Source organism: Herbidospora mongoliensis, from assembly GCF_001570545.1.
GTDB classification, from domain to species: Bacteria; Actinomycetota; Actinomycetes; order Streptosporangiales; family Streptosporangiaceae; genus Herbidospora; species Herbidospora mongoliensis.
Map to the genome: position 1 here is coordinate 1 of NZ_BBXD01000024.1, position 13,325 is coordinate 13,325.

At 68.2% G+C, this 13,325-nt stretch carries 10 protein-coding genes; 6 read left to right on the forward strand and 4 right to left on the reverse strand.

Annotation, left to right across the window (positions count from 1 at the left end):
* From AW272_RS34575 to AW272_RS34595, 5 genes are all read left to right on the forward strand, one after another.
* A partial coding sequence (locus tag AW272_RS34575) for an IS630 family transposase (protein ID WP_066374060.1) occupies positions 1-1,039 on the forward strand: 1,039 nt, incomplete at its 5' end.
* 90 nt (positions 1,040-1,129) lie between these two features.
* The gene (locus tag AW272_RS34580) at positions 1,130-1,558 is read left to right on the forward strand and encodes a hypothetical protein (protein WP_066374062.1); all 429 of its coding nucleotides are present in this window, start codon (positions 1,130-1,132) and stop codon (positions 1,556-1,558) included.
* Positions 1,559-1,849: 291 nt separating this feature from the next.
* Positions 1,850-2,266: a hypothetical protein gene (locus AW272_RS34585; protein WP_066374066.1), complete on the forward strand. Its 417-nt coding sequence runs from the start codon at positions 1,850-1,852 to the stop codon at positions 2,264-2,266.
* A 49-nt stretch (positions 2,267-2,315) separates the two neighbouring features.
* Complete coding sequence (locus tag AW272_RS34590; protein WP_169807685.1) at positions 2,316-3,092, forward strand: alpha/beta fold hydrolase; 777 nt, start codon at positions 2,316-2,318, stop codon at positions 3,090-3,092.
* A gap of 57 nt (positions 3,093-3,149) precedes the next feature.
* On the forward strand, positions 3,150-4,064 hold the full coding sequence (locus AW272_RS34595) for an IS982 family transposase (protein ID WP_066374071.1): 915 nt from the start codon (positions 3,150-3,152) through the stop codon (positions 4,062-4,064).
* A 99-nt stretch (positions 4,065-4,163) separates the two neighbouring features.
* On the opposite strand, the gene AW272_RS34600 is transcribed toward AW272_RS34595, so the two are convergent.
* Together AW272_RS34600 and AW272_RS34605 are read right to left on the reverse strand one after the other, a co-directional pair.
* On the reverse strand, positions 4,164-5,963 hold the full coding sequence (locus AW272_RS34600) for a ThuA domain-containing protein (RefSeq protein ID WP_218011161.1): 1,800 nt from the start codon (positions 5,961-5,963) through the stop codon (positions 4,164-4,166).
* Between the two features lie 80 nt (positions 5,964-6,043).
* Positions 6,044-8,863 carry a PQQ-dependent sugar dehydrogenase gene (locus AW272_RS34605; RefSeq protein WP_066374073.1) on the reverse strand — a complete coding sequence of 940 codons (2,820 nt, stop codon included), beginning with the start codon at positions 8,861-8,863 and terminating at the stop codon, positions 6,044-6,046.
* Between the two features lie 468 nt (positions 8,864-9,331).
* Between AW272_RS34605 and AW272_RS34610 the strand changes: the two genes are divergently transcribed.
* On the forward strand, positions 9,332-10,816 hold the full coding sequence (locus AW272_RS34610) for an alkaline phosphatase PhoX (RefSeq protein WP_066374075.1): 1,485 nt from the start codon (positions 9,332-9,334) through the stop codon (positions 10,814-10,816).
* Here the strand turns inward: AW272_RS34610 and AW272_RS34615 are convergent.
* Both AW272_RS34615 and AW272_RS34620 read right to left on the reverse strand, forming a co-directional pair.
* Positions 10,813-11,475, reverse strand: coding sequence for a DedA family protein (locus tag AW272_RS34615; RefSeq protein WP_066374079.1), 663 nt, complete (start codon positions 11,473-11,475; stop codon positions 10,813-10,815). The genes AW272_RS34610 and AW272_RS34615 overlap by 4 nt on opposite strands.
* A 96-nt stretch (positions 11,476-11,571) precedes the next feature.
* Positions 11,572-13,113: a condensation domain-containing protein gene (locus AW272_RS34620; protein WP_066374080.1), complete on the reverse strand. Its 1,542-nt coding sequence runs from the start codon at positions 13,111-13,113 to the stop codon at positions 11,572-11,574.
* Between the last annotated feature and the right edge of the window lie 212 nt (positions 13,114-13,325).

Genomic DNA, 13,325 nt, shown 5'->3' on the forward strand with positions numbered 1-13,325 from the left:
CTCGGTCCGGTACCGGCGGGCGATGATCCTGCTGGCCTCGGCCGGAGGAAACACCGTCCCGGTGATCGCCCGTCTGGTGGCAGCTGATGAGGACACCGTCCGCGATGTGATCCATCGGTTCAACGAGATGGGGCTGGCCTGCCTGGACCCTCGGTGGGCGGGAGGCCGTCCCCGCCTGCTCAGTGACGACGAAGAAGACTTCGTCGCCGCGACGGCCATCACCCGCCCGGCCCGGCTCGGGCAGCCCTTCACCCGCTGGTCCATCCGCAAACTCGCCATCTACCTGCGGGCTCTTCCCGGCCAGGCCATCCAGGTCGGCCGGGAGGCGTTACGCGTCCTGCTGAGGCGGCGCGGGATCACCTTCCAGCGCACCAAAACCTGGAAGGAATCCCCAGACCCCGACTTCGACGCCAAGCTGGACCGGATCGAGTACGCCCTGACCCAGCGGCCGGAGCGAACCTTCGCCTTCGACGAGTTCGGGCCGCTGGGCATCCGCCCCGCCCACGGATCGGGCTGGGCACCACAAGGACGGCCCGCACGGCTGCCGGCGACCTACCACCGCACCCACGGGATCACCTACTTCCACGGCTGCTACTCCGTCGGCGACGACACCTTGTGGGGCGTCAACCGGCGCCGCAAGGGCATCGATCACACCTGGGCCGCGTTGCGATCGATCCGCGCGGCACGCCCCGACGGGGCTCCGATCTACGTGATCCTGGACAACCTGTCGGCGCACAAGAACTGGCGCATCCGCACCTGGGCGAAGAAGAACAAGGTCGAGTTGTGTTTCACCCCGACCTACGCCTCCTGGGCCAATCCCATCGAGGCCCACTTCGGACCTCTGCGCCAGTTCACCATCGCAGGCTCCGACCACCCCAACCACACCGTCCAGACCCGGGCTCTGCATGCCTACCTGCGCTGGCGCAACGCCAACGCCCGCCACCCCGACGTCCTGGCCGCCCAACGTCGCGAACGCGCTCGCATCCGCAGTGAGAAACGCGTCCGCTGGGGTGGCCGACCCTTGCCACTCGCAATCTGATCAAGGCACCAGAACCCGGCGATCGTTTCCGGTCACAGCAATAGCAGGCGCTCCGTAGTGTTCCCCCGGTACGACGACAAGGGAGCATGAATGCAGCGCACGATCCGCCGGACCCTTATGACGCTCGCGGCCACAGTGGGCCTCGTGGCCGGGACCCTGACACCGGCCAACGCCGCGACCAGCTTGGTTTCCATGACGATGTCCGGTAAGACCATCGCCACCGTCTGGTACAACGCCGGCACTCACAACATGTCGAAGGGCCGCAATTCCTTCACCCTCAGGGCGGAGAAGGGCATCTACAACGCCCGGGTTTTCTGGGAGTTCTGGAGCACCAGCGACATCGAGGACTACGAGAACGTCTGGCCCACCAGCACCAGCGCGGCGGAGCGGAGCTTCAGCGCTTGGAACAGGGCGCAGTCGCCGGCCATGCCGATCTACTACTACCTCTGTGTGAGGCCCAAGGTGACGGACTCCGAGACTTGCACCCGATCCAATCCAAAACAGGACTGGGCCTGGTGACATGCCGCCGGCGGCTCTCCGGCCGGTTCGAGTAGTGGCGCGGAACATCCGCCAGGAGACGGGCGACCCGTGGTCGCGCCTTCGGGCGCTTCCACGGGTCTCCTTCGTTCATACAGCGGGACGACGCCCGAACCGCCGCCGCGAACGCACAAACGCCCCGCGCTCTCTGGAGAGCCTCGCTTCGCCATGAACTTCGCGTGGAGGCAGCCTGGTCTTCGGCGTATACGGGAAATGTATTGCCGGTCAATAGCCTGGCGGGCGTCCGCACTTCTCGAGAGCACGGAGATCTGCATGAAACGCACGACGCGCCTTCTGGCCGCGCTGATCATGGGCATCGGTATGGCCGTCCATGTGGTGGCACCCGCCCAGGCAGGTGTCTTCGATGGAGACGTCACCAATTGGCTTCCTTCGAATTACACCGTGAAAATCGCCACCTTCTCCGGCCCCAACCGGACGGAGAGATGCGCCGCGACGAACGGGACGACCTACAGTTGCCGCACCTTCTGGCTGCCCTACGGCAAGGCCGATGACCAGATCAACGGCCAGAACTGGGACACCGACGCGCTGATGGTGGAATCGAGCTACCGGATCTACGGCATCAACGGTTCGTACCAGACGGTGGCGGCTTTCCGCTGGTACAAGATCTCGAGCGGGGACAACCGGACGTGCGAGATGGCGGGCAGCGCACCCGCCTGCTACTACCGCTAGATCCACTTCACCAGCCGTGGACGTACGAGGCTGTGCGAGCATGACCGATATGGCGATCTTCGTGCAGGAATCCGGCCCGGCTAACGCGCCGGCGGTGGTGCTTCTCCACGGTGTGGGGACCAGCGGCTGGATGTGGGCCAGCCAGGTCGCCGCGCTGGCCACCGACATGCGGGTCCTGGTGCCCGATCTGCCGGGGCACGGGCGGAGCAACGCCCAGCCGTGGATCTCGATCGCCGACACCGCGCGCCAGGTGGCCGAGGTGATCGCCTCGCGGGTGCCGGCGGCCGAGGCTCACGTCGTGGGGCTCTCGCTGGGTGGCTATATGGGGGCCTGTCTGGCCGCGACCTCGTCCGACGTGGTGACCGGGGCGGTCGTGAGCGGGGTGAACATTCTGCCGTTCCCCAACCCGGGGCGGATGCGGCTCATGGGCGCGCTGATCGCGCCGGTCATGAAATGGGGGCCGGTGCTGCGGGCCAATGCCCGTGCGCTCAACGTTCCCGCGGACGACATGGACGGCTATCAGACCGCCGCGCGGGCCACCACGCGGCAGGCGTTCCGCGCGGTCAGCGGTGAAGCACTCGGTTTTCGGCTTCCCGCCCAGGCCGGGAGCTCTCCGTGCCCGATCCTGGCGGTGGCCGGGGAGAACGAGCACGATCTCATCAAACGCTCCCTGGCCGGCATCGCGGCCGCGTTTCCGAAGGGCGAGGCGCGTCTGGTTCCCGGGGTGGGGCACGGGTGGAACGGGGAGAAGCCGGGGCTGTTCACGGCCATGGTCCGGGCCAGGGTCACGGGAGATCGGCTGTCCGGAGAACTCGTTTCTGTCTAGATGAGTGAGTCCAAGGCGTAGCTGCGGAGATAGGGCGAGGGTGCCCACGCTCGGGTTGTGACGACCAAGTTAGACACCCTCGCAACCGCACTGTACGTGAAGGTCGATGACCTGCTGAAGGCCTCACCAGGCCTGGCACCATGGCGACCGAAGACGGGAATCGCCCCCACTCTCAGCGACGCCGAGCTGGTGACCCTGGCGGTCATGTCGGCGTTGCTGGGCTTCGTCTCCGAACGGCGCTGGTTGCGCTACGCCCACGCCGAACTCGGTGGGATGTTCCCCTACCTGCCCGGCCAGTCGGGCTACGGCAAACGCCTGCGCAAGGCATCAGGGCTGGTCCTGCACGTCATCCGGGCGCTGGCCGCCGACACCATGCTGTGGAGCGACGATGTGTGGGTGGCCGACTCCACCCCGGTGGAATGCGGTCGCTCCCGCGACACCGCCCGGCGCAGCGACCTGGCTGGATGGGCCGAGTACGGCTACTACGCCAGCCACTCGCGCTACTTCTGGGGACTGAGGCTTCATCTGGTCTGCACCCTGGGCGGGCTGCCGGTGATGTTCGCCCTGGCCGGCGCCAAGGCCGATGAACGGCAGACCTTGCTGGGCATGCTCGACGCCGCTCCCGACGTCGTGGCCGGGCGTCCCGGCCAGTCGATCATCGCCGACCGCCAGTACTACGGCCGGGACTTCGAGCGGGCGCTGACCGAACGTGAACTCCGGCTCCTGCGTCCGGCCCGCCAGGGCGAACCCGAGCGGGCCGGAGCACGGCTGTTCAAACCCCTGCGCCAGACCATCGAATCGATCAACCAGACCTTCAAGAGCCAGCTCGACCTGGAACGCCACGGCGGCCGCGCCCCCGCCGGGGTCATCATCCGCGTGCTGTCAAGGATCCTCGCGCTGACCGCGGTGATCTGGCACAACGACAAGACCGAAGAGCCGATCAAACGCTCACTGATCGCCTACGACCACTGAACGCGACCAGATCCCTTGGACTCATTCATCTAGGCGAGTGCGGGCGTGCCCGCTGGAGCCGGGCGCTTCGACCGGCTCCAGGGGCGCGTCAGGTTGTCGTCAGGAGCGGGTCCATCTCTGGTTGCCGCCGCCGTGACAGGTGTAGATGTGCAGCCTGGAGCCGTTGGCGGTGCCGGAGCCCACCACGTCCAGGCACTTGTTGGCGCCGATGGCGGTGATGGTGCCGTCGGAGTTGAGGCGCCACTTCTGGTTGTTCTGGCCGTTGCAGTCCCAGATGCTCACCGCGGTTCCGTTGGCCGTGCCGGCGCCGCTCACGTCGAGGCACTTGTTGCCGTAGACCCGCAGTTCGCTCGCGGAGGTGGTGGCCCACTGCTGGTTGGTGCGGCCGTTGCAGTCCCAGATCTGGACGACCGCGCCGTTGGACTGGGAGGCGCCGCTGATGTCCAGGCACCGGCCTGACGCCACCCCGCGCAGGGGGGCGGAGCCGGTCGAGGGCGTCGGGGAGGGCGAGGGGGAAGGCGACGGCGAGGGCGTCACCGTGGTCAGTTCCTTGATGCGGATGTTGCGGTACTGCACCACGTCGGGGGAGCCGTGGTTCTGGATGCCGATGTACCCCTGCGTGAGCGAGCGGTTCGCGTCGGTGTTGGTGAAGTCGTTGATCTTGGCGCCGTTCAGCCAGACCTGCAGCCGCTCGCCCTCCACCAGCAGTTCATAGGTGTTCCACTGGCCCGGGGGGTTCAGGGCCGCGTCGCGGGCGGTGATGTCCGCGGCCTTGAAGCCGTAGATCGCGCCCGTCGTCTTGTCGGAGCTGTCGGTCGCGTCGATCTGCACCTCGTGGCCGGTGTTGAGCGCCGTCTGCGGGTCGCTGGTGGCCGGGAAGCCGACGACGACGCCGGAGTTGGAGTCGCCGTTCAGCTTCCAGTCGAGCTTGAGTGAGTAGGACCCGAACTGCTTGGTGCTGTACCACAGCATGCCCATGCCGCCCGAGGAGGTCAGCGTGGCCGAGCTGTTCGAGAACGATCCCGGACCTGCCTGCTGCCAGCCCGTCGTCGAGCCGTTGTAGAGAGCGGTGTATCCGGTCTCGGGGCGGCAGTCGGCGTTGGCGGCCTTGGCGGCGTACTTGATTCCGCCGAGCAGCAGGGTGCGGAAGTTGGAGTCGGAGTAGGACTCCTGGGTGTGTCCCAGGCCGGTGTAGAACGAGCGGCCCGCTGACTGGGGGTGGCACCAGGTGATCGGGTGGTCGCCCATGCCGCCGCCGCTGTAGGTGCTCTCGTCCAGGTTCTGCAGGACGCGCACGTTCGCTCGGGGGTTGGTGCGGTAGCTGTACCACTCGTCGGTACGCGACCAGGTCGTCCCCAGGTGGGAGGTCGCCGGGTGGGCCCGGTCCTCGTTCCGGACGGTGGCCTGCTGGATCGCGGGATGGCTGTTGAACCAGGCGCCCACCAGTTGCCCGTAGTAGGACCAGTTGTACTCGGTGTCTGCGGCCGCGTGCACGCCCACGTAACCGCCGCCGCCGTCCACGTATGACTGGAAGGCGGACTGCTGGGTGTCGTTGAGGACGTCACCGGTCGTGCTGAGGAACACCACCGCCTTGTACTGGGACAGGTTGGAGGTGTTGAAGGCGCTGGAGTCCTCGGTCGAGTCGACGGTGAAGTCGTTGGCCGAGCCGATGTCGCGGATCGCCTGGGTGCCGACGGCGATCGAGTCGTGCCGGAAGCCGGCCGTCTTGGAGAAGACCAGCACTTTGAAGGCGGCGGCCTGGGCGGGAACGGCCGGGACCAGGGTCGTGGCGGCCGCGGTGGTCACGGCCATCGCGGTCAACGCCAGGCGCCGCAGCGCCGATGTCCTCCGGTCGCCGCCCATGCGCCCGCGTGCGGCAGAGGTCAGATGTCGCAGCATTGGGTGTGTCCTTCCGTCGTGACGCCCGGCGCGACCGCGCCGGGCGTCACCTCAATGGTTTTGTGGTGGGGCGGAGGACCTCAGACGCGGGCCCACTTCTGGTTGGTGCCGCCGTTGCAGGTCCAGATGCGCGCCTTGGAGCCGTTGGCGGTGCCGTTCACCTCAAGGCACTTGTTCGCGCCGACGGCGGTCATGGTGCCGTCGGAGTTCAGGCGCCACTTCTGGTTGTTCTGGCCGTTGCAGTCCCAGATGAGCACCGCGGTGCCGTCGGCCGTGCCCGCGCCGCTCACGTCCAGGCACTTGTTGCCGTACACCCGCAGCTCGCTGGAGCTGTTGCTGGTCCACTGCTGGTTGGCTCCGCTGTTGCAGTCCCAGACCTGGGCCAGCGCTCCGTTGGTCGTCGACGCGCCGTTGACGTCCAGGCACCGGTTCGACGCGGTGCCCCGCAACGCGCCCGTCCAGCCGGTCGAAGGTGTGCCGGTGGTGAAGGTGATGGCGTCCAGGTCGAACAGGTAGCCCGAGCCGGTCGCGCCGCGGAAGACGAGGTACAGCGTGGTGGCCCCGGACGGCGCGCCGCTGAGGTTCGCCGAGACGTTGGCGAAGGTCTCCCAGCTTCCGGTGCTGGTGACGGTCGCCGTGCCCAGCAGCGTGCCCGTCGCCGAACCCGTCCGGACCTCGATCCGGCCGCCCGCACCCGCCGAGGAGACCCGAGCGGTGAAGCTCGTGGCGTTGCTCAGGTTGTAGGGCGTGTAGGAGATCCAGTCGCCGTCGTCGACGAAGCCCACCGTCTTGCCGCCCTCGGCGGTGGTGTGGTCGGCCGTCTGCACGCCCTGCTGGGCGCCGAAGTGCTCGCCCTGCCGGTGCCGCGGCTGCAGCGTGCGGGTGCTGGTCGAGGTCAGGCTGCCGTTGTCGGTGTAGGAGGCGGAGAAGACGCCGAAGATGTTCGCCGCCGAGTCGTGCTCGCCGTCGACCGGCACCACGATGGATCCGCTGCACCCGGTCCTGGAGGTGATCTGGTGGGCGTGGCTGTCATGGCCGAGCGAGTAGGTCACGGTCACCCGGGAGCAGTCGATCGTGCCGTCCTCCGGGTCGCTGACGTTGACCTGGAACGGCACCGTGTCGCCGAAGGAGAACAACTGGCCGTCGCCGGGGCTCGAGAGCGTGACCGAGGGGGCGGTGTTGCCGACCGTCACGTTCACGCTCGCGCTGCCGGTCAGACCCTGCGGGTCGCGGACGGTGAGCGTGGCGGTGTACGCGCCGTTGGCGGAGTAGGTCTTGCTCGGGTTGGCGGAGGTGGACGTGGTGCCGTCGCCGAAGGCCCACGAGTAGGTCAGCGAGCCGCCCTCGGGGTCGGAACTGCCCGACGAGGAGAAGTTCACCGTCAGCGGGGCCGCTCCGGAGGTCTTGTCGGAGGTGGCCCGCGCGATCGGGTTGCGGTTGGCCTGGCCGATGTACTCGATCCGGAAGAGGGCCTGGTTGTTGTTGCCGGTGCCGTAGTCCAGCACGTACAGCGCCCCGTCGGGGCCGAAGGCCATGTCCATCACCTGCGTCCCCGACCAGGGGAAGGAGGAGATCTCGCCGTAGCCACCTGAGGAGGTCACCTCGATGGCCTTGATCCAGCGGCGGCCGTACTCGCCGGCGAAGAAGCGGCCGTTGAGCGTCGAGGGGAACTTGACGGCGGAGTTCAGGTTCGCGTCGTACCGGTAGACCGGACCGCCCATCGGCGACTCGGAGCCGGAGCCGAACTCCGACGGCGAGCCGGAGTCACCGGCGTACCTGATCCACGCGGGCTTGGCCGCGGGCAGCGTGGTCAGGCCGGTGTTGCGGAAGGAGTTGTTGGTCGCGCCGCCGGAGCAGTTGTACTTGTTGCCGGTGCTGTTGCTGGAGAAGTTCCACTCGTTGTAGGTCTCGGTGCTGGAGTTGCTTCCCGTGCAGTACGGCCAGCCGTAGAAGCCGGGACCGGTGACCCGGTTGAACTCCACCTGGCCGCTCGGGCCCCGGCTGGAGTTGGTCGAGCCGGAGTCCGGCCCGTAGTCGCCCAGGTAGACGACGCCGGTCGCCTTGTCGACGCTCATCCGGAAGGGGTTGCGGAAGCCCATCGCGTAGATCTCCGGGCGGGTGCCCGACGTTCCCGGCGCGAACATGTTGCCGCTGGGGATCGTGTAGGAGCCGTCCGCCTGCGGGGTGATCCGCAGCAGCTTGCCGCGCAGGTCGTTGCTGTTGGCGGCGGAGCGCTGGGCGTCGTACTGCGGGTTGCGGTTGGTGCGCTCGTCGAGCGGGGAGTAGCCGCTGGACTCGAACGGGTTGGTGTCGTCGCCGGTGGTCAGATAGAGGTTGCCCTGGGCGTCGAAGTCGATGTCGCCGCCCACGTGACAGCACTGGCCCCGGTCGTTGGCGACCCGCAGGACCACCTTCTCGCTGGACGTGTTGAGCGTCTCGTCGGAGTTGAGGGTGAACCTGGACAGGTACAGTTCACCCTTCCACGCGTCGAACTGCGACTGGGAGCCGGTCGCGGGGGCGTCGCCGCTCGAGGTGCTCAGCCGGGGCGAGTAGTACAGCCAGATGTACCGGTTCGTGGCGAAGTTCGGGTCGACCGCCACCCCCTGGAGGCCTTCCTCGTCGTGGCTGTAGACGTTGAGCCGGGCGGCCACCTTCGTGTTGCCGTTGACGTCGGTCACGCGGACCGTGCCGTCGCGGGAGGTGTGGACGACCGATCGGTTCGGCAGTACGGCCAGCGACATCGCCTCCCCCAGCTCGTTACCGCCCGACGCGAGCGAGATCTGCTGGTAGTCGGAGGCGGAGATGGTCAGCGCGTTCGCCGGAGAGGCGTTGAGCGCGACGACTGCGGGCGTGATGAGCGCCATCGTGGTCAGCATTCTGAGCCACAGACGTCGGGACATGCGTGTTCCTTCCTGACATGGGAGATCAGTCAGGGCAAGGCGCGCGCCGCCACGCTGTTGCCGGGGTCATTCTGTGTGGCCAGAGGTGTGCCGCCTCGGGAACCCGCTACCCATTACGGTCGGACCGGCCCTGATCGTCAAGACTTAAGCCCGCTTATTCCCGCGCTCGCGCGTACCGGCGTCAGGTGAGGTTGCCGTGTCCACCTGTTGAGCTGGGGTTATGTCCGCCTGTCAGGCCGGTCAGCGTCGACGATCCGAATGAATCATTCATATGTGTCCGACTGATCGTCCACCCTGATGAGTCGTACTCTTACGGCTGGGTCGGCTCGGCCGGTGGGCACTCCCCCGCAAAGTGATCGTCAGATGAACATTCTGTGGCCACGGACCGTTGGCCTGCGGTTCAGTTGAAGCTCAAACACTCTTCCGGTCGGGGAACCACCGCCTTCGGGTGTATCGCAGGAGTTATGCATGAGCCTCTCTCGTCGTCGTTTGCTCGGAAGCACCGCCGTTGGGCTGGCTGTCGGCGGAGTGCTGCCCAGCCTCGCCACGACCCCGGCCTCGGCCGCTTCCTCCACCGGAACCGCCGGACGGCCGCTGCGGCCGTTCCCGCCGCTGAAGGATGACCCGAACGGGATCCTGGCCCTTCCCGAGGGCTTCTCGTACAAGATCGTCACCCGTGAGGGCGTGACGGACATGTCGTTCGGCCAGGGCAAGACGCCCGGCCTCCACGACGGCGCCGGCGTCGTCTCCAGCAAGCACGCGGGCTTCGCGATCATCCTGAACCACGAGCTGGGCCCGGGCTCGGCGAACGGTGTCCCGCTCGTCCCCGGCACCGTCTACGACCCGGGCGCGCCGCTGGCCGGCGGCTGCACCGTCGTCAACACCGGCCCCGACGGCGGCTTCCTCAGTCAGTGGGTGGGCATCTCCGGCACGGTCCGCAACTGCGCGGGCGGCGTGACGCCGTGGGGCACCTGGCTGACCTGCGAGGAGTCGTCCAACAAGGCCGGTAGCACCTGGTCGGGCGGTGGCCAGTCCGGCACCTACCAGAAGGACCACGGTTACGTCTTCGAGGTCTACCCGACCGGTTCCGAGACCCAGCTGCCCAAGCCGATCAAGGCGTTCGGCCGCTACGACCACGAGGCCCTCGCGGTCGAGCCCAAGCAGCGCCGCGTGTACCTCTCCGAGGACGCCAGCGGCCCGAACGGGCTGTTCTACCGCTGGACCGCGAGCCAGGGCAAGCTCGAGAAGGGCTTCGCCGAGCACCTCGGCGACACCGAGGGCACCCTCGAGGCCATGCAGATCCGCGCGGACGACGGCAGCATCATCACCGACGTCTCCTACATCACCTCCGCGCAGCTGGGCCGCCCGTTCAACGTGACGTGGATCGCGGTCCCCGATCGTGACGCGAAGACCGTGCCGACGCGCCAGCAGTTCGCCGAGGGCACCGTCACCCGGGGCAAGAAGTTCGAGGGCGTGTGGAGCAACGGCGACGGCTGCTACATCGTCAACAGCTTCGCCTTCGCCACCGCCGACCTGCCCCCGGACGCCGCCAAGCACGACGGCATGGTCTGGTTCTACGACTACAAGGACGAGACCATCACCCTGGTCACGTACTTCCCGCACAACCCGTTCGCCGAGGGCGAGGGCGTGCCGCCGAAGTACACCGACATGACCTTCGACGGCCCCGACAACGTCACCGTGACGCCGTGGGGCACGCTGGTCCTGGCCGAGGACGGCGTCCGCGCCTCCCACGTGCTCAGCTCGGTCCCCGGCGGCCCGACCTACGCGATCGCGCGCAACCAGCTCCAGATCGGCACCAGCAACGGCCAGCCGACCTACTCGGAGTTCACCGGGCCGACCTTCTCCCCTGACGGCAAGGTCCTCTTCGTGAACATCCAGACGCCGGGCATCCAGCTGGCCATCACCGGCCCCTGGCAGGACTACCTGCGTTAGGCGACGTGACGGCCCCGGGGCGAAGACGCCTCGGGGCCTCTGTTCCGGCGTCGCCTGGTCAGCCGGGAGACGACGAACCAGACCACGGCCACGACGACCAGCACGATGACGGCGTTGGTCGCGACGCCGGCGTAGCCCTCGACGACGGCCCAGTTCTCGCCCAGGAAATAGCCGGCCAGCACGAAGAGTGTGTTCCACACCAGGCTGCCGAGCGTCGTGAGCAGCAGGAACACCGGAAGCGGCATGCGTTCGACGCCGGCCGGGATGGAGATCAGGCTCCGGAACAGCGGGATCATGCGCCCGAAGAACACGGTCTTGCGGCCGTGCCGGGCGAACCAGGCCTGGGTTCTCTCGATGTCGGCCGGGTTGACCAGGGGCAGCTTGGCCGCCAGCCGCGTCAACCGCTCCTGGCCGAGGAGCGCGCCGAGGCCGTACAGGGCGGCGGCGCCCACGACCGACCCGAGGGTCGTCCACACGATGACCGCCCACAGGGAGAGGTCCCCCCGAGCCGCGGCGAAGCCGGCGAGGGGCAGGATGACCTCGCTGGGCAGAGGCGGGAAGAGGTTCTCCAGAGCGATGGCGATCCCGGCGCCGGGTGCCCCCAGCGTCTCCATCAGGCCGGTTACCCACCCGGCGAGGCCGCCGAGGTCGCTGCTCATGGAAAGATCCCCCTCGGATTGGCTCCGTCCACGCTAGAGAGGCGAAGATCAGCGTCCGATGAGGTGGGCGTTAACCGTCCGCTAACCTGGCCGCGCTCAGACGTAGTCGCCGGGGGCGACCACTCCGTGGCGGGTCTGCCGGATGACCGCCGCGACCATCGCTTCGGCGGCCGCCGACGCGTCGAGGCCCGGCGCGAGCCGGGCGACGAGCCGTTCGCCGTCGGCCTCGATCCGGGCGCCGCCCTGGCCGAGGGCCTGGTCGGCGACGGCCTGGACGGCGGGAAGGTCGACCCAGCACGAACGCGCACGCACCCATCCCGGCCCCCGCTCCACCGGCGCGATGCCGAAGGCGGCCGGATCGACGTCGCCCTCCGCGGCCGCGACGATGAGCTGCTCGACCCCGCCGAGGATGGCGGCGGTCTCGTCGGCGGTGGCCAGCCGGCCGTCGATGCCGAGGCCGCAGCCGAGCTTGCCGTCCAGGCGGTAGACGTCGAACTCGACGGGTGCGTCGAACGTCCGGTCGCCCGCGCCGGGTTCCAGGCCGGAGGCCGGCAGGATCGCGCGCGAGTGGCCGGTCGTGTTGTTGACGACCACGTCACGGTGGCACGGCATGCCCCGGGCCCGTTCGGCCCCGCGCATGGCCGCGTTGAGCTTCGCCGAGTCGTACCGGCCGTATTTGTAGGCGGCCAAGGCCGCCCAGTTCGTCTGGACGACCGTCTCCAGGAACGACGGCGACGCGGTGAACGGGATCCAGGTCTCCTGGGACACCGTGCCGACGTAGTCGCGCAGTTCTGGGGAGAAGCGGTTGCTGCACAGGCAGTTGAGCATGCATCCAGGGCTGCCGGTCCAGCGCGTCAGGAGCGAGGCGAAGGCCGCCATCACGACGGCCAGCGGCCGCACGCCCGTCTTCTCGGCGACGTCCGCCAGTGCCTGGGCTGCGGTCCGGGAGCCGAGCAGCATCTGGTGGTGGCCCTCGGCGTCGGGAAACCGGTGTGGCAGACCGAGGGAGCACAACGGCCTGTCGACCGTCTGGCGAACCCAGTATTTGATCGAGCCGTCCAGTTGCCGCTGACCGGTCGGGCTGTGTTCATAGGTGGCGCGGTCGGCCGGATGGTAGACGGCGGGCGGAAGCGGACGACCCGCCAGCAGGGCGGTCAGTTCACTGCGCAGCACCGTCATCGCCGACAGGTCGGCGGCCACATGCGACACGTGCAGCACGATCAGGAACGGGACTCCCGACCGGGTGACCACCCTCACCCTGATCGGCAGGTCGACGGCGGGATCGAAGGCCCGCCCGCCGGACGGGTGCCAGTCGTGTTCGGTGCCCGTCGCCTCGACGACCTCGGCGAGAAGCGTTCCTTCCGCGTGTACGACCTGCTCACCGCCCCGCAACACCGTCCGCAGCGCCTCGTGACGGCCGATCAGCTCGCCCAGGGCCGCGCCGACCGTGTCGATCGTGCTGCCCCGGGTCGCGCGCACCACCGCCGACAGGATGTCGGCGGGCCCGGGGAGGTCCGGCCTGATCCACTCCAGCACGTTCTTCTGGCCGACCGTGAGGGGCCAACGGCCGGATCGCGGTCCCGCGAAACGGATCTTGAGGTCGTCGCACGGAACGCTGTGGCCGAACGGCTGGTTCAATCCCACTCCCACGGCACTGAAGAAATTCGTCGACCGTATTGAGAGGCTTCTCCCGATATCGGTGGGAGCAGGGTAAGGAGCACGATTAAGGGCGTCAAGACGCCGTGTAACTTTCAGGTTCTCCTTTTCCCGCCGAAGGCGGCGCGGGGCTCATTCGGCCTGCTAGGCGCGCATGCACATCCGGAGGACCAAGCGCAATGGGCGCGTTTCCG